The organism is Flavobacterium branchiarum (genome assembly GCF_030409845.1).
Classification (GTDB): Bacteria; Bacteroidota; Bacteroidia; order Flavobacteriales; family Flavobacteriaceae; genus Flavobacterium; species Flavobacterium branchiarum.
Genome location: NZ_JAUFQQ010000003.1, coordinates 2,382,485 through 2,401,247 on the forward strand (window position 1 = coordinate 2,382,485; position 18,763 = coordinate 2,401,247).

The window sequence follows — 18,763 nt, forward strand, 5'->3', positions numbered from 1 at the left end:
AGTACCTTTGTAACTCTGATCCTTTGAACCTTTGAACCTTTGAACCTTTGAACCTTTGTAACTCTGAACCTTTGCAACTCTAAACCTTTGCATCTCTAAACCTTTGCATCTCTTAAAATAAAACCTCAGTCTCTTTTAATAAAAAAATGAAATACCTCAAACTCATTCGCTACGAGAACCTACTGTTACTTGCTTTTATGCAAATCCTTTTTCGTTACGGTTTCTTAAAGCTACAAAACATTCCTTTAGCACTTGCCCATTGGCAATATGGTTTACTCGTTTTAAGTACAGTTTTAATTGCTGCTGCTGGATATGTAATTAATTCAATTTTTGACCAAGAAACAGACTTAATCAACAAACCTAATGAGGTTGTAGTAGGTAAAAGTATTTCCGAAAATGCAGCATACAACCTATACGTAGCTCTTAATATCACTGGTGTAGCTATTGGCTTTTATTTATCAAATGTTATTATGAGACCAGGCTTTGCAACTATTTTTATTCTAGTAGCAGCCTGTCTTTATTTTTATGCTACAACTCTAAAACAAATTATGATTTTAGGCAACATCATTGTTGCTTTATTATTATCTTTTAGCATTATAATAATTGGGGTATTCGACATCTTCCCTGCCACTGATGCAGAGAATAGAACACAAATGGCGAGTATGTTCTCAATACTAATCGATTATGCTGTTTTTGCCTTTATCATTAATTTTATTCGAGAGATTATAAGGGATATTGAAGATGTAAATGGCGATTACAACCAAGGAATAAATACATTACCTATTGCAATCGGTACTAATCGAACTGCAAAAGTAGTTTTTGCACTTTCAATTATTCCAATAGTATTTTTATTAATTTATATCAATAACTATTTTGTAGCTTTCAATCTTTACTTTGCTACAATATATACGTTTGTATTTGTACTCGCACCACTTATTTACTTTACTGCTAAAATAGTAACCGCTAAAACAAAAAAAGAGTTTCACCATTTGAGCTCAATTTTAAAATGGATTCTATTCTTCGGGATTCTATCAATTTTAATAATCAATCTTAATATTAAATACAATGCTTAAGCAAAAATTAGAAAAATATACTTTAATACTGGCTTCTGGTTCTCCGAGACGTCAGCAGTTTTTTAAAGACTTAGATTTAGATTTTGAAATCCGATTAAAAGATGTCGAAGAAATATATCCTCCTGAATTAAAAGGAAAGGAAATTACTGATTATTTAGCAGTGCTAAAAGCTGATGCCTTTGATGGAGATTTGAAAACAAACGAAATTCTGATTACAAGCGATACGATTGTTTGGCATAATGACAAAGCTTTGGGTAAACCAAAAGATGAGGAAGACGCTTTTAGAATATTAAAATCGTTATCAGATACAACGCATGAGGTAATTACTTCTGTATGTTTTAAAACTAACGCGAAATCGGTTATTATAAATGATACTACAAAAGTTACCTTTACTGCATTGAGCGATGAAGCCATTTTATATTACCTCAAAAATTACAAACCATACGATAAAGCGGGTGCATACGGAATTCAGGAATGGATTGGTTTTATTGCAGTTGCAAAAATTGAAGGGTCTTATACCAATGTTATGGGCTTACCTACACATAAAGTTTACGAATATTTAAGTACTTTAGATTAAAATTTTAAAACAAATATGATGACTTTTTTCACTGATTATGCCAAAGAAATATTTGCAACAGGAATTCTTATCGCTACAACGATTTCAATTAGAGTCATTGTTACTCAAATAGTTAAAAAATATGCCCAAAAAGAGCATTTTCAAGAACATCGAACCATTTTAATAATCAAGTATATTCATTTGCTCACCAATATCTTATTCATAATAGGATTGTTTATTGTTTGGGGGGTAAAAACGGATGATATTTTCCTAACTGTATCTTCTATCGCGACCGTTATTGGAGTAGCGATGTTTGCACAATGGTCTATTTTGAGTAATATTACATCTGGAGTTATTTTGTTTTTCTCCTTTCCATTTAAAATTGGAGATTCCATAAAAATTCATGACAAAGATTTCCCAATCGAGGCTGAAATTGAAGATATAAACGCTTTCCACGTAAGCTTAAAAACGAAAGAAGGTGAAAAAATAATATACCCTAATAATCTGCTTCTGCAAAAAGGAATCTCAATTATACCAGCTAATTTTGAAGACAAAGAGTTTTTTGACTAAACTCTTTTATGGGAATTTTATAAGCTATTTTTAAAAATGTAGAACGTAAAAAAGGGAATAAAACATAACATTTGTTTAACTTGATTTTTATTAGTCGTAATAAAAGCTTTTTAATCTCAATAAATTAGTTATGGAATCAATTAAACTACCTTTTTACGTAAAACTAACCTGTGTTTTAATAAGTCTAATTTGTATTGGCTTTATATTCTTTATCGGTAAAGATATTATAACGACCATATTACTAGCCTTTTTATTTTCGGTCCTACTATTACCATTATTTACGTTATTGCACACAAAATTACGATTCCCACATTTTCTAGCCTCTATAGTTACAGTTCTTATTTTTGTATTAATTATAATCGGAATACTTACTTTTATATCTTTTCAAATTAGTGATATTGCCAATGATTATTCTATAATAAAGAAAAATTCAATTACTGTTTTAAATAATTTTCAAGACTTTATTAAGGCCAACTTTAATATTAGTGCTGGGGAACAAAAAAAATACGTTGAAAATGTTACTTCTGATTCTGTGAAAAATGGTGGAGAAAAAATAACTTCTGCATTGGGCTCTCTTTCAGATGTTCTTTTAGATTGTACTATAATACCTATTTTCATTTTCCTGTTTTTGTTATATAAGAAGCATTTCATTCTGTTTCTTGCAAAAGTATTCAAGAAAGAGCATCATAATAAATTAAAGGAAATTCTAACTCAAATAAAAGGATCTATAAATAATTACATTGTTGGCCTTATTATAGAAATGCTTGTCGTTACTATATTAACCAGTTTAGGTCTTTACATTATTGGCGTAAAATATTTTATTTTATTAGGGCTTATCACTGGTATATTAAATATGATTCCTTACATAGGAATTTTCATTGCGGGTGTGTTAACTGTTTTGGCATCATTAACTGGAACTCCCGAAATATCAATTATTTTAGGAATTCTTATAGTTAATGTAATTGTTCAGCTTATCGATAACAATATTCTCGTACCTTTAATCATAAACACCAAGGTCGAAATTAATGCGCTCTTCTCAATAGTTGGCATTATTATAGGTGGCGGAGTTGCAGGCATATCAGGAATGTTTTTAGCAATTCCGTTAATGGCAATTCTTAAGATAATTTTTGACAGAATTGATTATCTTGAGCCTTGGGGGTATTTAATAGGGAATGATTTGCCGAAAAAATTTAACTGGAAAATTAAAAAAACAAAATTAAAAGAATAGAATACCGTTATATGTTTTATCTAAAAATGAATTTATAAATATTATACCTTGATAATAAAACTATTTCAATATAAAATATTTCTGTTACTTATCATGGTATGCTTTTGCTATACTAGTTCATTCTCGCAGGTAAAACAAACTAAAAAAGATAGTACAGAAATGTATTCCAAAATTAAATCATATTCTAAAAAACATAAATTCACCAATTTCTTTCATCGCTTTGTATTTAAATCTACCCGCCCAAGAAAAAAAGATGAGCAAATTAAAATAGTAGATACGACAAATTACGATGGAAAAATTATACGCAAAATTAATATTATAGTACTAGATCCTTTTGGCTACTCCGAAAGTGATTCCACTATTACACCAAGAAATTGGGGAGAAAGAACAGGAAACAAGCTTCATCTGAAAACAAAAAATTTCGCAATCCGTAATTTATTATTATTCAAAAAAAATTCCCAATATGATGCCTACAAAATACAAGAATCTGAGCGTATAATTCGATCTCAAAGATATGTAAATACAGTTAGCATTAAAGGACAACTAACAAGTGTAGCATCTGACTCAGTAGATGTGACTATTCGTGTCCTAGACTCTTGGAGCTCTATACCTAAATTTTCTATTTCAAGTAGCCAGTTTGGTATAGGACTAAAAGACAAAAACTTTTTTGGAACAGGTCAACAATTAGAATATAAGTTTATTAACCGAATTAGTGATGGAAAAAATGCCAATAATTTCGCATATACAGTTCCGAATATTAAAAACACCTTTATTAATGCAACTGCAAAGTACAATATTGACTTAGACAACAATTATAATAAAAGCATTGCTTTTGAGCGTCCCTTCTACTCTCCTTTAACTAAATGGGCAGGAGGTGTTTATTTTGGTCAACAATTTAGAAAAGATAGCTTACAAGGTCCTGATTTAAAATATGAATTTCAGAATTTCAAATTCAATTCACAGGATATATGGTTAGCAAAAGCATTTCCTATTTTTAAGGAAAAAGAAAGAAAAACCAATTTGATCCTATCCGGTCGAATGCTAAACATAAACTATATTGAAACCCCTACTCTTGAATACGATCCTGTTAACTTTTTTTCGGATGAAAAGTTGTTACTTACAGGAATCGGAATTAATACTCGAGAATTTGTTAAGGACAATTATATATTTAGAAATGGAGCTACTGAAGATGTGGCTACTGGTAGAATCTTTGGAATAACAGCCGGCTACCAATACAAAAACACATTCTGGCGCCCCTATATAGGAGCACAAGCCTCTATTGGAAACTACCATAAATGGGGATATCTAAGTGCCAACTTTGAATATGGGACTTTCTTTCATCAATCTAAAACATACCAAAGTGCATTTGTATTTGAAGCCAATTATTTTACGAATCTTGTAAAAATAGGAAACTGGAAATTAAGACAGTTTATAAAACCCGCACTTATCATAGGAGCTAATAGAGAAAACTCTATTGGAGATCAACTCGATATAAATGGTGATAACGGTCTACAGGGTTTCAGAAGTCCAATATATGGTACTAGTAAGGCGGTATTATCATTGCAAACACAAACCTATGCTCCGCATGCATTATGGGGATTTCGTGTAAATCCATTTTTTAATTATACCGCTGCCGTATTAGGAGGGGATGGTAATGCAATGATGAGAAACAAAGTTTTTTCTAAAGTTACATTAGGGCTTTTAATCAGTAATGACTATTTAGTTTTTAGTTCATTTCAGCTTTCTATCTCTTATTATCCATCTATTCCTTTTGAAGGAGATCGTGTTTTCAAATCAAATACATTTGAAACTACTGATTTTGGATTACAAACTTTCGAATTAGCAAAACCAAGACTAGTTGATTATTAATAAAAACTTTGGATATCCATATATTCCTTGTTTTTATTTACAAAAAATTCGCGCAACATAATCGGTTACGTATCAATACACTTACCACAATAATCTTTACTCACATTCTTTTTTTAACATCCTGTTTTTTTTTTGTGGCACAACTTTTGGATTTCACAAATCAAATGTTGAGATAGTCAATCATTTCAACAATAGAATAAGAATCCCAAAAACCCCAGAAAAAATGAAAACACTAAAAATTATTACTTTCGGAATATTTCTTTTTATTTCAAGTACCATGCATTCACAAGTTTCAATAAACGTTAATATTGGCTCACCACCACAATGGGGACCTGTAGGATATACTGAAATGGAATATTACTACTTACCAGATATTGAAGCTTATTATGATGTTCGTGCCACACAATTTATTTATTTTGGTGGAGGAAAATGGATTAGATCTAGCCGTTTGCCTAGACAATATAGAAACTATGATTTGTATGGAGGATACAAAGTAGTTTTAAATGATTATCACGGTAGAACTCCATATGCTCATTTTGACAGACACAGAGTTAAATATCACAAAGGATATCATGGTAAACCTCAAAGAACATATGGCTATTACAAAAATGACCGTCATGATCATTACAAAAAAGATCGCCATGACCGTTATGATCGCCACGACAAGCATGATAAGCATGATAGACGTGACCGCGATGATGACCATGATAGAGGACATAGAAGACATTAAACAACAATTTATAATTTAGAGAGAGAGTGCCTTTAATTAGGCTCTCTCTTTTTTTTATTTTATTTTTAACATCTTTACAACTCATTAACAACTACTTTTTTCTATTATTACTATTTTTGAAAATAATCCTTAAGTTAAATAATTCTCAGATGCACAAACTTCGTTTAAAAATTATTCTATTATTTATTATTAGCTTTCAAGCTAGTTTTGCACAAAAGCCACAAAAACCTAATTCGGTTGAGATTTACAATCAAATAAAGAAAGTAAATTTCTTAGGCTCGGTACTTTACTTAGCAGCACATCCTGATGATGAAAACACCAGACTAATTTCTTATTTATCTAATGAAGTAAATGCTAGAACAGGATATTTATCTTTAACTCGAGGAGATGGTGGACAAAATTTAATTGGTCCAAAATTAAGAGAATTATTAGGCGTAATTAGAACCCAAGAACTTATTGAAGCTAGAAAGATTGATGGTGGTGAACAGTTTTTTTCGCGTGCCAATGATTTTGGTTACTCCAAAACCCCTGATGAAACATTAACAATTTGGGATAAAGAAAAAGTGATGGCAGATATAATATGGAACATTCGCAAATTTCAGCCCGATGTAATCATCAATCGCTTTGATCATCGCACACCTGGTACGACTCACGGACATCATACAGCATCGGCTATGCTGAGTGTTGAAAGCTTTAATTTAAGCAATAATCCTGCTATTTATCCAGAACAATTAAAATATGTAACCACTTGGCAACCAAAACGTCAATTTTTTAATACATCATGGTGGTTTTACGGTAGTCAAGAAAAATTTGTTGCTGCTAATAAATCCAAATTTACAACATTAGAAACTGGCGTTTATTATGCTGGATTAGGTAAATCTAATCAAGAAATTGCTGCCTTAAGTCGCAGTCGTCATCAATCACAAGGATTTGGAAGTACAGGAAGTCGTGGTCAGGATACTGAATATTTAGAACTTATTAATGGTGATGCTCCAAAAGATGCAACTTCACTTTTTGATGGAATTGATACTACTTGGAATCGTATTAAAGGTGGAAAATCTATTGGAGAATTAATCGATACAATTATAGCAAATTATAATTTTAATAATCCATCAGCAAGTATACCTAATTTAGTAAAAGCCTATAGTATGATTCAATCCTTAGACGAGAATCATTGGAAAGCGATAAAATCTGAAGAAATTAAAAAAATTATAGCCGCTAGTTCTGGTTTATATTTAGAAGCCGTTGCACAACAACAAGAAACTATTCAAGGGGGTGTACTAAACCTAAAACTAGAAGCTATAAATCGTAGTGCTGTTCCTATGCAATTAGTAAATGTAACAACTTTACCAGATCAACAAAATACTCCTAAAAATATCGATTTAATCAATAATAAAGATCAAAAAATTGATTTAAAAATACAATTACCAAGCACAATACCCTTTACTCAACCGTATTGGTTGGCTGAAAAAGCAACTACTGGAATGTACACGGTTTCTAATCAAGAAAACATTGGAATTCCTGATATTATTCGTGATGTAAAAGTTGTGTTTAACATTAGAGTAAACAATGTTGATATTCCGTTTGAACGTACTGTCGTTTATAAATATAATGACGTTGTAAAAGGAGAAATGTATGATTTCTTGGATATTGTTCCTGAAGTCACTACTACAATCCTTGAAAAAGTATTATTATTTAAAGACACTCAAACCAAAACTGTTGCTGTTAAGATTAAAGCAGGAAAAGATGCTACAAATGGTAATCTACAATTAGAATTACCAAAAAGCTGGATGATAACTCCAAAACAAATTCCTTTTAGCCTAGCAAAGAAAGGAATGGAACAAACCGTTTATTTTGAAGTAACGCCTCCTGTAAATCCTGAAAATGCTACACTGAAAAGTGTTGCAATCATGAACAATAAACGCTATGATAAAGATCAAACAATTATTGATTATCCCCATATTGCTAAACAGCAAGTTTTATCTACATCTGAAGCCAAAGCAATACGATTAGACTTAAAAACAACTGGTGATTCAATAGCATATATCATGGGAGCTGGTGACGAAGTACCAAATAGTCTAGTACAAATGGGCTATAAAGTTACTATCTTAAAACCTGAAGAGATTACTCCTACGCGTCTTGACGATTTTAATGTCGTGATTACAGGAGTTCGCGCCTACAATACTATTCAGGCACTTGCCAATAAACAAGATGTTCTTTTTGATTTTGTTAAAAACGGAAAAACAATGATTGTACAATACAATACAGCGGGCGAAGTTGTAACAGATAGTATTGCGCCATATCCTTTAAAAATTTCTGCAGATAGAGTAACTGAAGAAGATGCTCAAGTTACCTTTCTTGCGCCAAATCATCCCGTTTTGAGCACACCAAATAAAATTACTTCTAAAGACTTTGAAGGCTGGAAACAAGAGCAAGGATTGTATTACCCTAATGAATATGATAAAGCCTTTACTCCTATCCTTTCTTCACATGACAAGGGAGAATCTGCTAAAAAGGGTGCTTTATTAGTCGCTCCATACGGAAAAGGATATTACATTTACACCGGTTTAAGCTTTTTTAGAGAATTACCTGAAGGTGTTCCTGGAGCTTATCGATTGTTCTCAAATATAATCTCATTGAAACAACCTGTACAAATCCCAAATAAAGAAATTAAGAATTAAAGCTTTTTAATATGGCAGCGAAAAAAATAAAAACATGGAAAAAAAGCTACACCTACGTGCTTGTAGCCAATGCCATTTATATTCTAGTTTTTTACTTAATAATGCAATTATACTCATAACATATGCAACTATTTGATTGGGTTATACTCATCGTCACACTTTTATTTATTGTTGGTTACGGCTCATGGAAAACCAAAGGCAGTAAGAATGTCGAAGAATTTATTTTAGGAAATAACGAAACTCCTTGGTACACTGTTGGGCTATCGGTAATGGCCACACAAGCAAGTGCTATTACATTTTTATCAACTCCAGGTCAAGCCTATCACGACGGAATGGGGTTTGTGCAGTTCTATTTTGGATTGCCAATTGCCATGATCGTTATTTGCGTTACCTTCATACCATTATATCATAAATTCAAAGTATTTACTGCTTATGAATTTCTAGAAAAACGATTCGATTTAAAAACACGTTCATTAGCTGCGATTCTATTCTTGGTTCAAAGAGGTTTAGGAACAGGATTAACCATTTATGCCCCTGCAATTATACTTTCGGCACTACTAGGATGGAACCTGACTGTAATGAATGTAATGATCGGTTTACTGGTAATTATTTATACATTCTCTGGTGGTACAAAAGCGGTGAATGTCACGCAAAAACAACAAATGTTTGTCATCATGTCGGGAATGTTTATTACCTTTTTCTTGATACTACATTACTTACCAAATGATATGACTTTTACAAATGCGATGCATATAGCGGGAGCAAATGATAAAATGAATATTGTAGACTTTTCATTTAATCCTGAAGAAAAATACACTTTTTGGAGCGGAATAACTGGTGGATTCTTTCTTGCCCTTGCTTATTTTGGAACTGACCAATCACAAGTAGGTCGCTATTTATCTGGTAGATCGGTTAAGGAAAGCCAAATGGGATTAATCATGAACGGACTTTTAAAAGTTCCGATGCAATTTTTCATTCTACTTACAGGAATAATGGTTTTTGTTTTTTTTCAGTTTAACCCAGTTCCTTTAAACTTTAATCCGAACAATAAAGCTATAATTGAAAAATCGGCATATAAAGACGAATACAAATCTTTAGAAAAAAAGCTAAACGTGCTATCCGAAGACAAAAAAGTAATCAACTTATTATATATCGATCAATTAAATCAAGATTATGATAATCCGATTCTACGAAAAGAATTAGTAACATTATCAAATAAAGAAAGAGAGTTACGCGAGAAAGCCAAAGAAATAATCATGAAAGCCGATAGTAATAGTGAAACAAATGATAAGGATTATGTATTCTTTCATTTTATTCTAAATTATTTACCCAAGGGCTTAATAGGTTTGTTATTGGCTGTAATCCTTTCGGCCGCAATGTCATCTACTGCTTCGGGACTTAATGCATTGGCATCAACAACTGCCATTGATATTTATAAACGTAATCTTAAAAGTCAAAAATCAGACAAACACTATCTCTATGCAACTAAATTTTTTACTTTATTCTGGGGAATAATAGCGATTCTTTTTGCTTGTATAGGAACCTTATTCGAAAACCTCATACAACTTGTAAACATTATTGGATCAATATTTTACGGTACTGTTTTAGGAATATTTTTGGTTGGTTTTTACATCAGACGCGTACAATCAAAAGCGGTGTTCTATAGCGCTCTTATTAGCCAAATTACCATTTTTATAATTTTTTATTATGCTATTTGGATTTATCCAAGTGGCCAAGAGAAACTAGGTTATTTATGGCTTAACTTTATCGGTGCCATGCTAACCATTTTCTTATCCATGCTTATGCAATTTACTATCTTTAGAAAACAAAAAGCAATAGTATTAGATTAACACTAAAAAAAAACGCTGTAAAACATATGCTTTACAGCGTTTTTTTATTCTAATCATTTAAATTAAACATACAAAAGAGGCTAAATAATCTTTTCAATAAATGATTAATCTATCTAGTATATTAAGTTTCTCTATTAGTTCTGATAGCCATTAGAATCTTCTTTAATAAAAGCTGGAAACGGCTCTTAATCTTAAAATAAACGACATAGCAAGAATACATTTATCTTATGCTTAAACCACTTTTTCATGATCGCTAGCTAAACAGTTAAAATAAACGTAAACCTATTTTATACTCTAAATAAGGCATAAAAAAATCCCATTTTGAAATAGTATCAAAATGGGATTTTTTAGTAAATAGAATAATTAATTATTTACTCCATTCAGAAATACTGTCTTTATTCATTTTTACGTAATCCTGATTTTTAGCAGCTTCAGAAGCAGCAAGTGAAATTTTAGCAGTTTCGATAGCTCCTTTCTTGTCTCCTTGTTTAGCTTGGATTAATGATTTAAGTCTGTAGAAGTAGAACGGTTTGTTTTCGCTTAACTCAATAGCTTTGTCAACATATTCTCTTGCTTTAGCGATATCTCCACCTTTTGTTTGGAAAGTGTATTGTGCAGCAGCAAAATAATCATTTGATGATGGTCCTGCTAATACTTTTTTGATACTTTCTGAAGCAATTTGATCTGTAGGAACATCAAATTTTACTGATACAGAAGAGTTTTCCCAAGCAATATCAAGAGTTCCAGAATTGAAATCTAAATTATTAATTCCAATTGTGAAAGTTTGAACTGCTTTATTTAAAGCTTCTTCTTTTACAGTAGTTTTTAAAGCTACATCAGCATCGTTCCAATTTTCTGGCAATCCCCAGTTGTCTGTTTTTGAATAGAAAATAACATCCCAGCTTTCAATTCTTGGAATAGTAAAGATTGCATATTTTCCTTTTTTCAATGTTTTTCCATCAATTACAACATCATCGCTAAATGATATTATTGAATTTTCGTTTGCACCCGTTCTCCATAATTTACCAAACGGAACCAAGTTTCCAAATACAGCTCTACCTCTAGCGCCTGGTCTTGAGTAAGTAACTTCTACATCTGTTAAACCAACAATCTGGTTTACAACTGCTTTAGGACTCGATTGAGGAGTTTTTATTTGTGCTTCTGCAACAAATGGAGCAATAACAATTGCTAAGGCAATAAGTACTTTTTTCATTATTTATAGTTTTTTTTGTTTTCCCAAAATTACGAATTCGATCTGTTCAAAATGTTAATAATTACCTAATAGAAGACTTAATCTTCACTATTTTATCAAAGTTCAATTCATTAAAATGATTAATAACAATGTCGGCATCTGATAAGTCCTGCATTTTAGAATGTTCGCTATTGTAACCCACGCAAAATATTCCCGCAGCTTTTGCGGCTTTTACGCCATTGGTACTATCTTCAATGATAATACAATTTTCTTTTGGCGCTTTAGATAATGATGCTGCATGAAGAAATATAGCTGGATTTGGCTTTGATTGAGGAAAGTCCTCTCCACTTACGATATCTGTAAAATACTGATGTAAATTAAAACGTGTAAAAACACGCTCTATAGTTACTTTTGAAGCCGACGAAGCTAAAATTAATTGCATACCATTAGCATACAAATCTTTAATTAAATCCTCAACACCATCTAATAAGAACAAATCTTCTTTGGTATCAAAAGCATCATTAAAAATAGTTCTTTTTCTCTGAATCAAATCTTCTACGTCTTGCTCTATCGTTGGAAAAATATTCTTTAACGTTTGAAAAGTATTTCGTGTCGAAAACCCTGTAAACGAAGTATAAATTTCATCGGACACCTCAATATTTAATTCTGAAAATTGTTTATGGTAAGCATAAGAATGAACGGGTTCTGTATCTACAATTACACCGTCCATATCAAAAATTACTGTTTTAATCATTTTTTTATTTTTAAGACTTTAAGCATCTAAGATTATTCTATTTGTAAACTGCGACTGTTTTATTTTGTTTCAAGTTTAATGTTTCAAGTTCTACATTGCGACTTTAAACTGTGACTGTTTTTTTGTTTCAAGTTTAATATTTCAAGTTCCATACTGAGACTGTAAACTGTGACGGTTTTTTGTTTCAAGTTTCAAGTTCTGGACTGAGACTGTCCTTCGGCTCCGCTCAGGATGACACCGAAAACTGTGACTGTAAACCGCGACTATTTTTTGTTTCAGGTTCTACACTGCGACTGCCCTTCGGCTCCGCTCAGGATGACACTGCAAACTGCGACTGAAAACTGAAAAACTACTTCTTAAGCAAATATCTAATAACGGTTTCGGCAGTATATAAACCAAATAATCCAGGCATATAGCTATTGGTACCGTAAAACGATTTTTTAAAATTAGATCCATCTGTCATTTTTAAACTTGATTCATCTTGAATTTCTGAAGAAAAAACTACTTTTAATTTATCAATTTTAACCTCTTTTAATCTTTTTCGAATTGTTTTAGCAAAATAACAATTTACAGTATTAGAAATATCGGTAACTTTTACTTTCGAAGCTTCCATTTTTCCACCTGCTCCCATGCTACTAATTATTTTTACATGCTTGCGTTTAGCGGCAATAATCAAATTTAATTTTGGAGTAACGCTATCAATACAATCCAAAACATAATCAAATTCTTCGGTAACAATTTCGAAAGCGCGCTCTGGCGAAAGAAACTCCTGAACTCTGATTAATTTTAATTCTGGATTAATATCCATTAAACGATCTCCTACGACAGTAACTTTAGGTTGCCCTACAGTTGAGTGTAAAGCTGGTAATTGTCTGTTTATATTGGTAATATCTACTACATCTCCATCTACAATAGTCATTGTCCCTACTCCAGCTCTGGCTAAAAACTCTGCAGCAAACGATCCCACTCCGCCTAATCCAACAACAAGAACGTGTGAATTTTTAAGATTATCTAATCCTTCTTTTTTAAATAATAATTCGGCTCTTTCAGTCCACTCTGCCATATATTTTGTTTTTATTTGTTCTTTTATTTATTAAATACAATTTTAAAATTACTCCAGATTAACTCTTGTAATTCATCGATTGTTATGTTTTTATATTTTGCAGCTAAAGCATATACTGTTTCTATCGTTTCTTCAATAGTATCCGTTTCTAGAAAAAATCGATTGTTAGGTATACTTTTAAAGACCACTTCTAAATTTGGATTCTTGACTAAATATTTTCCAAAAGAAATATAAAATCCATTATCCAAAAGTTGCTTGGCCACTTGCTCATTTTTAGAAAAACCATGAATAACCATGGGAACAGTAATGTTTAGTTTTTTCTTTAAAGCAATTACTTCTTGAAAAGCCGCTACGCAATGAATCACGACCGGCTTTTGATGCTTTTCAGCTAACAATAATTGTCTTTCAAAAACTGCTACTTGCAATTCAAACGAAACCTCAGTTCGTTTATCCAAACCACATTCGCCAATAGCCAAACAATTTTCAGTTGCTAGTTTTTGATCAATAACTTCCAAATCAGCTTCAATACGCTCCTCAACTATATACCATGGATGAATTCCGATGGAGTAAAAAGCAATACTCTCATCAAAATTATTTGGGTATTGATTAACCAAATCCAGAATATCGGGATGATTTGCAGCTTGGTGTGTATGGAAATTAAAAAATTTCATTAGTCATGAAACTTTTTAACACCAGCCTCAACAGCAACATTCAAGTCATTTTCCAAAGGTACAATTGGACAAGAATATTTATGATTATAAGCACAATATGGATTATAGGCCTGATTAAAATCGATGGTTATAGTCTTTCCTTTTGGTGTTTTTAAATCAATATATCTTCCACCTATATATGTCTCTTTACCAGAAGTTAAATCTGAAAAAGGAAGAAATAAATGGTCTTTGTATTCGGCCTTCTTAGTAAGATCGATGTTTCTGTAAACATTCAATTGCGAATCAACCCCATCAATCGTAAAATAGACAGTACCATATTTTATATACATTGGTTTTCTATCCGTAGACGTTTTCATCTCAAAAGCTTTTTCTTTTTTAGCTTTCACAAATTTTGCTACAACCGAGTATTTTTCGTTTATCGGATAAAAATCTAATGTCTTGAATGTTTTTAAATCTTCGGCTAATAGCGGACTCGTTTTTGCATCTGCATATTCGCCATTAATTGTCTTTTGAAAATTTTCGGCATCAGTATTATTTAATTTCTCTTGGGCAAACCCAGAATTTAATGCTAAAAGTGCTAAAAACAGAATTAGGTTTTTCATCTTATAAATTTTAGCAAAAATAGTTTAAAAGTAACAAAGCAACAAAGAGTGTAAGTTACAAAGTTTTATAACTTTGCATATATAACCCATTTATAATGTTTATAACTGCCTTTCAACGATACATAAATAATTTTAGAGGATTTTCTAGAGAAATTTGGATACTTACACTTGTAACTTTTATTAATCGTGCCGGAACAATGGTTCTTCCTTTTTTATCCAAATATTTAAAAGAAGATCTTCAGTTTACGTACAACCAAGTGGGATGGATTATGGTTTCTTTCGGATTAGGCTCTATGTTAGGTTCTTGGCTTGGTGGTAAACTATCTGACAAAATAGGCTTTTACAGAATAATGGTTTTTAGCCTTTTTACCAGTGGAGTTTCCTTATTCTTTCTACAATATTTAACCTCTTTCTGGCCACTATGCTTTGGTATTTTTGCTATCATGACAATAGCCGATATGTTTCGTCCTGCAATGTATGTTTCGCTTGGCGCTTATGCAAAACCCGAAAACAGAACTCGTGCCTTAACATTGGTACGACTTGCTGTAAATCTTGGTTTTGCTGCAGGTCCTGCATTAGGAGGTTTGATTATTATGGGAATTGGATACCAAGGACTATTTTGGGTTGATGGAACTTCATGTATTGTTTCCATAACAATCTTTGCTTTATTAGTAAAAGAAAAGAAAAAACCAATTCATGATAGCAGCCACGATAGTATAAGCGAACCTAAGTCCGTATTTAAAGACAAAATATTCTGGATTTTCTTATTTATGAGCTTTGCTACTGCCATGATTTTCTTTCAATTATTTACTACTTTACCATTATATCACAATGAGCAATTTGGGTTGACGGAATTTCAAACTGGACTATTAATGACTCTAAATGGTCTTTTAATATTTTCATTAGAAATGCCTATTGTAAGTTATTTGGAGCGTAAGGCGGTTCAAAAAATAAAAATAATTCTTTATGGCTCTTTATTAATGGCTTCAAGTTTCTTTTTATTGCTAATTAATTTTTGGGCTGGAATACTTGTATTTGCAATGATTATAATCTCTATTGGAGAAATATTAGCTTTTCCTTTCTCTAATGCATTTGCATTAAGCAGAGCACCTCGTGGCCAAGAAGGAAGATACATGGCACTATACACAATGAGCTTTAGTTTGGCGCACATTGTTAGCTCTAAAGTAGGTTTTGAATTCATTACTCAATTTGGATATCAAACCAATTGGTTTATTATGGGATGCATAGGGTTAACCGCAACCATATGTTGTTTTTGGGTTCGCAATGAATTACAAAAAGAAAACAGCATTTTATAAGATCCTAAAAATCGCTTCTCAAAACAAAATAACTATCTGTAAAACAATATTTTAAAACTGAAATACGTTTCTAATAAGACTTCTTTATTTTATTATCAACTAAAAAAATAGTTTAATAACTGCTTTTTTAGTTGCGTAACTATAAAAATAGTTGTACGTTTGATTTAAAATTAGAAAACATGCAAAAGTTAACCAATAAAGAAGAAGAGATAATGCACATTTTATGGAAGCTAAACAAAGCTTTTGTAAAAGAAATCCAAGCTGAGATTACGGAGGATCAGCCGCATTACAATACACTTTCGACCATTGTGCGAAACTTGGAAGAAAAAGGTTTTGTGGCACATACTCCTTTTGGAAATACCCATCAATATTACCCAGTTGTAACTTTAAAGGATTACAGCAAGCGTTTCATGAATACAGCAATTGATAACTACTTCAATAGTTCATACAAAAATATGGTCTCCTTTTTTGCTAAAGAAGAAAAAATATCTGCCGATGAATTACGTGAAATACTGGATATGATCGAAAACAAAAAATAATAAATTATGGAGGCAATTTTCATCTATATTTTTAAAACTAGCGGATTAATCACTTTGTTTTATTTAGCATACTACTTTTTATTACGAAAAGAAACTTTTTTTAATGGCAACAGATGGTTTTTATTATCGGGATTAATCACTTCGATAATATTGCCTCTTGTAATTTATACCAAAACTGTTTGGGTTGCTCCTGCTTCTGTTTCAAATAATGTTAATTATCAAACTTATACGCCTCAAATAAATACAGATGTTGCTTTTAACATTGATTGGAATCTTACTTTAATTGCAATTTATTGCATCGGGTTCTTAATTCTATTAATAAAATTTGCAGTCGATTTCTATAGCTTAAATTCAGTCATTAAAGGCAAAAAAACACATCAACAGGCTGATTTTAAATTCATAGACACAAAAGAAAGCATTGCTCCTTTCTCCTACTTTGATTACATCGTATACAACTCATCACTTTATACACCTTTAGAACTAGAAAGCATTATTGAACATGAAAAAGTACATAGTGAGCAAAATCATACTTTAGACGTTTTAATAGCAAGGGGCTTTTGCATACTATTTTGGTTCAATCCAATTGTTTGGTTTTATAAGAAAGCCATCATGCAAAATCTAGAATTCATCGCTGATGCTGAAGCTTCTCAAAAAATATCAGATAAAAAAGCTTATCAATACACGCTTTTAAAAATAACAACGCATGAAAACTGTGTTGCAATCACCAATCATTTTTATCAATCATTAATCAAAAAACGAATCGTCATGTTAAACAAAAATCAATCAAAAAAGAGAAATTCATGGAAGTTTTACCTAGTAATTCCAGCATTAGTAGCTTTTGTACTTTTATTTCAAATAGAAGTAATTGCTAAAGAAAAAGAAGCTACTAAACCAGAATCTGTTAAAGAAGTTCCTCAAGGAGTTGCCAAAGAAAAAATTGCATCAATGGATGTATATAAAATCAAGAAAAACACAACCGATAAGGAGTTAAAAGCGATGGCTGAAACTATGAAACAAAAACACAATATAGATGCTGTTTTTTCGGACGTAAGCCGTAACGCTCAAGATCAACTAACAGCTATTAGAGTAGCATTAAAAAAAGGTTCCGAATTAGAGAAAACATTTCTTATCAATCAAACTAATGCTATTAAAAACTGTGGAATCATTGTTGTGACTTATGATGATAATACTAAAAAAGTTCTTTTTACTACAGATGACAATATTGATAAAGCGAAACTATCTGATGATTTAAAAAATGAATCATTTACTGTAAACACAAAAACTAATTCTAAAAAGAATAAAAACTTTACTACTACAAATAGTAATACTAATGAAACTGTAAGCATCAACATTCAATCTAATGATGACAAAGATAATGCAGTTACTAGTAATACAATTACAGAGTCAAAGACTGAGACTAAATCAGGAACTACAATTAAAATAACAAACACTAATACAGGTACCAGTTTCAAAACAACTTCTTTTAAAGAGGGATCTTCAAAAAAATTAGATCAATTAATCGTAGTAAATGGTGTAATACAATCTGAAAAAGTAACTTCAGAAGAACTCAATGCACTTGATATTAAATCGATGAACGTATACAAAGGTGCTCAGGCAATAGCCAAATACGGGAGTCAAGGTCAAAATGGTGTAATTGAAATTGAAACAAGAAAATAATAATTTCAATTACCAATAAAACATAAATCATGCAAAAGTTAACCAATAAAGAAGAAGAGATAATGCACATTTTATGGAAGCTAAATAAAGCTTTTGTAAAAGAAATCCAAGCCGAGATTAAGGAGGATCAACCGCATTATAACACGCTCTCGACCATTGTGAGAAACTTGGAAGAAAAAGGTTTTGTAACACATACTCCTTTTGGAAATACCCATCAATATTACCCAGTTGTAACTTTAAAGGATTACAGCAAGCGTTTTATGAATACAGCAATTGATAATTACTTCAATAGTTCATACAAAAATATGGTCTCCTTTTTTGCTAAAGAAGAAAAAATATCTGCCGATGAACTACGCGAAATTCTGGATATGATCGAAAATAAAAAACAATAA

General features: G+C 31.5%; 17 protein-coding genes. 12 read left to right on the top strand and 5 right to left on the bottom strand.

Features of this window, described 5'->3' with window-relative positions:
* Positions 1-146: 146 nt before the first annotated feature.
* The 8 genes from QWY99_RS11010 (at position 147) to QWY99_RS11045 (ending at position 10,557) form a co-directional block, all read left to right on the top strand.
* Positions 147-1,073 carry a geranylgeranylglycerol-phosphate geranylgeranyltransferase gene (locus tag QWY99_RS11010; RefSeq protein ID WP_290264944.1) on the top strand — a complete coding sequence of 309 codons (927 nt, stop codon included), beginning with the start codon at positions 147-149 and terminating at the stop codon, positions 1,071-1,073.
* Positions 1,066-1,650, top strand: a complete 585-nt coding sequence (locus QWY99_RS11015; protein ID WP_290264947.1) for a Maf-like protein — start codon at positions 1,066-1,068, stop codon at positions 1,648-1,650. Before QWY99_RS11010 ends, QWY99_RS11015 begins: the two co-directional genes overlap by 8 nt.
* A gap of 18 nt (positions 1,651-1,668) precedes the next feature.
* On the top strand, positions 1,669-2,199 hold the full coding sequence (locus QWY99_RS11020; protein WP_290265389.1) for a mechanosensitive ion channel domain-containing protein: 531 nt from the start codon (positions 1,669-1,671) through the stop codon (positions 2,197-2,199).
* 130 nt (positions 2,200-2,329) lie between these two features.
* A complete protein-coding gene (locus QWY99_RS11025; RefSeq protein WP_290264949.1) occupies positions 2,330-3,427 on the top strand; it encodes an AI-2E family transporter in 1,098 nt (365 codons plus the stop codon).
* A 159-nt stretch (positions 3,428-3,586) separates the two neighbouring features.
* The gene (locus tag QWY99_RS11030) at positions 3,587-5,296 is read left to right on the top strand and encodes a BamA/TamA family outer membrane protein (RefSeq protein ID WP_290264950.1); all 1,710 of its coding nucleotides are present in this window, start codon (positions 3,587-3,589) and stop codon (positions 5,294-5,296) included.
* 223 nt (positions 5,297-5,519) lie between these two features.
* Positions 5,520-6,026, top strand: coding sequence for a hypothetical protein (locus tag QWY99_RS11035; protein ID WP_290264952.1), 507 nt, complete (start codon positions 5,520-5,522; stop codon positions 6,024-6,026).
* A 149-nt stretch (positions 6,027-6,175) separates the two neighbouring features.
* Positions 6,176-8,707, top strand: coding sequence for a PIG-L family deacetylase (locus QWY99_RS11040; protein ID WP_290264954.1), 2,532 nt, complete (start codon positions 6,176-6,178; stop codon positions 8,705-8,707).
* Positions 8,708-8,829: 122 nt separating this feature from the next.
* Complete coding sequence (locus QWY99_RS11045) at positions 8,830-10,557, top strand: sodium:solute symporter family protein (RefSeq protein WP_290264956.1); 1,728 nt, start codon at positions 8,830-8,832, stop codon at positions 10,555-10,557.
* A 367-nt stretch (positions 10,558-10,924) separates the two neighbouring features.
* On the opposite strand, the gene QWY99_RS11050 is transcribed toward QWY99_RS11045, so the two are convergent.
* The 5 genes from QWY99_RS11050 to QWY99_RS11070 form a co-directional block, all read right to left on the bottom strand.
* A complete protein-coding gene (locus QWY99_RS11050) occupies positions 10,925-11,770 on the bottom strand; it encodes a DUF2911 domain-containing protein (RefSeq protein WP_290264958.1) in 846 nt (281 codons plus the stop codon).
* Between the two features lie 61 nt (positions 11,771-11,831).
* Positions 11,832-12,503, bottom strand: coding sequence for an HAD family hydrolase (locus QWY99_RS11055; protein WP_290264960.1), 672 nt, complete (start codon positions 12,501-12,503; stop codon positions 11,832-11,834).
* A 349-nt stretch (positions 12,504-12,852) separates the two neighbouring features.
* Positions 12,853-13,566 (bottom strand): tRNA threonylcarbamoyladenosine dehydratase, encoded by a 714-nt coding sequence (locus QWY99_RS11060; RefSeq protein ID WP_290264963.1) that lies wholly within the window; start codon positions 13,564-13,566, stop codon positions 12,853-12,855.
* 23 nt (positions 13,567-13,589) lie between these two features.
* Positions 13,590-14,237, bottom strand: a complete 648-nt coding sequence (locus tag QWY99_RS11065; RefSeq protein WP_290264965.1) for a TatD family hydrolase — start codon at positions 14,235-14,237, stop codon at positions 13,590-13,592.
* The gene (locus QWY99_RS11070; RefSeq protein ID WP_290264967.1) at positions 14,237-14,839 is read right to left on the bottom strand and encodes a DUF1684 domain-containing protein; all 603 of its coding nucleotides are present in this window, start codon (positions 14,837-14,839) and stop codon (positions 14,237-14,239) included. The genes QWY99_RS11065 and QWY99_RS11070 overlap by 1 nt, the downstream gene beginning before the upstream one ends.
* A gap of 95 nt (positions 14,840-14,934) precedes the next feature.
* Between QWY99_RS11070 and QWY99_RS11075 the strand changes: the two genes are divergently transcribed.
* The 4 genes from QWY99_RS11075 to QWY99_RS11090 all read left to right on the top strand — a co-directional run bounded on the left by QWY99_RS11075 (position 14,935) and on the right by QWY99_RS11090 (position 18,763).
* The gene (locus QWY99_RS11075; RefSeq protein ID WP_290264969.1) at positions 14,935-16,155 is read left to right on the top strand and encodes an MDR family MFS transporter; all 1,221 of its coding nucleotides are present in this window, start codon (positions 14,935-14,937) and stop codon (positions 16,153-16,155) included.
* Between the two features lie 179 nt (positions 16,156-16,334).
* The gene (locus QWY99_RS11080) at positions 16,335-16,694 is read left to right on the top strand and encodes a BlaI/MecI/CopY family transcriptional regulator (RefSeq protein WP_290264971.1); all 360 of its coding nucleotides are present in this window, start codon (positions 16,335-16,337) and stop codon (positions 16,692-16,694) included.
* 6 nt (positions 16,695-16,700) lie between these two features.
* Positions 16,701-18,371 carry a M56 family metallopeptidase gene (locus tag QWY99_RS11085; RefSeq protein ID WP_290264973.1) on the top strand — a complete coding sequence of 557 codons (1,671 nt, stop codon included), beginning with the start codon at positions 16,701-16,703 and terminating at the stop codon, positions 18,369-18,371.
* A gap of 29 nt (positions 18,372-18,400) precedes the next feature.
* The gene (locus tag QWY99_RS11090) at positions 18,401-18,763 is read left to right on the top strand and encodes a BlaI/MecI/CopY family transcriptional regulator (RefSeq protein WP_290264976.1); all 363 of its coding nucleotides are present in this window, start codon (positions 18,401-18,403) and stop codon (positions 18,761-18,763) included.

Excerpts from the sequence above, each read along its gene's own strand:
- QWY99_RS11020 (WP_290265389.1), top strand. The coding sequence starts at position 1,669 with ATGACTTTTTTCACTGATTATGCCAAAGAAATATTTGCAACAGGAATT.
- QWY99_RS11040 (WP_290264954.1), top strand. The coding sequence starts at position 6,176 with ATGCACAAACTTCGTTTAAAAATTATTCTATTATTTATTATTAGCTTT.
- QWY99_RS11080 (WP_290264971.1), top strand. The coding sequence starts at position 16,335 with ATGCAAAAGTTAACCAATAAAGAAGAAGAGATAATGCACATTTTATGG.
- QWY99_RS11075 (WP_290264969.1), top strand. The coding sequence starts at position 14,935 with ATGTTTATAACTGCCTTTCAACGATACATAAATAATTTTAGAGGATTT.
- QWY99_RS11085 (WP_290264973.1), top strand. The coding sequence starts at position 16,701 with ATGGAGGCAATTTTCATCTATATTTTTAAAACTAGCGGATTAATCACT.
- QWY99_RS11035 (WP_290264952.1), top strand. The coding sequence starts at position 5,520 with ATGAAAACACTAAAAATTATTACTTTCGGAATATTTCTTTTTATTTCA.
- QWY99_RS11065 (WP_290264965.1), bottom strand. The coding sequence starts at position 14,237 with ATGAAATTTTTTAATTTCCATACACACCAAGCTGCAAATCATCCCGAT.
- QWY99_RS11060 (WP_290264963.1), bottom strand. The coding sequence starts at position 13,566 with ATGGCAGAGTGGACTGAAAGAGCCGAATTATTATTTAAAAAAGAAGGA.
- QWY99_RS11070 (WP_290264967.1), bottom strand. The coding sequence starts at position 14,839 with ATGAAAAACCTAATTCTGTTTTTAGCACTTTTAGCATTAAATTCTGGG.
- QWY99_RS11010 (WP_290264944.1), top strand. The coding sequence starts at position 147 with ATGAAATACCTCAAACTCATTCGCTACGAGAACCTACTGTTACTTGCT.
- QWY99_RS11090 (WP_290264976.1), top strand. The coding sequence starts at position 18,401 with ATGCAAAAGTTAACCAATAAAGAAGAAGAGATAATGCACATTTTATGG.
- QWY99_RS11030 (WP_290264950.1), top strand. The coding sequence starts at position 3,587 with ATGTATTCCAAAATTAAATCATATTCTAAAAAACATAAATTCACCAAT.
- QWY99_RS11045 (WP_290264956.1), top strand. The coding sequence starts at position 8,830 with ATGCAACTATTTGATTGGGTTATACTCATCGTCACACTTTTATTTATT.
- QWY99_RS11025 (WP_290264949.1), top strand. The coding sequence starts at position 2,330 with ATGGAATCAATTAAACTACCTTTTTACGTAAAACTAACCTGTGTTTTA.
- QWY99_RS11055 (WP_290264960.1), bottom strand. The coding sequence starts at position 12,503 with ATGATTAAAACAGTAATTTTTGATATGGACGGTGTAATTGTAGATACA.
- QWY99_RS11050 (WP_290264958.1), bottom strand. The coding sequence starts at position 11,770 with ATGAAAAAAGTACTTATTGCCTTAGCAATTGTTATTGCTCCATTTGTT.
- QWY99_RS11015 (WP_290264947.1), top strand. The coding sequence starts at position 1,066 with ATGCTTAAGCAAAAATTAGAAAAATATACTTTAATACTGGCTTCTGGT.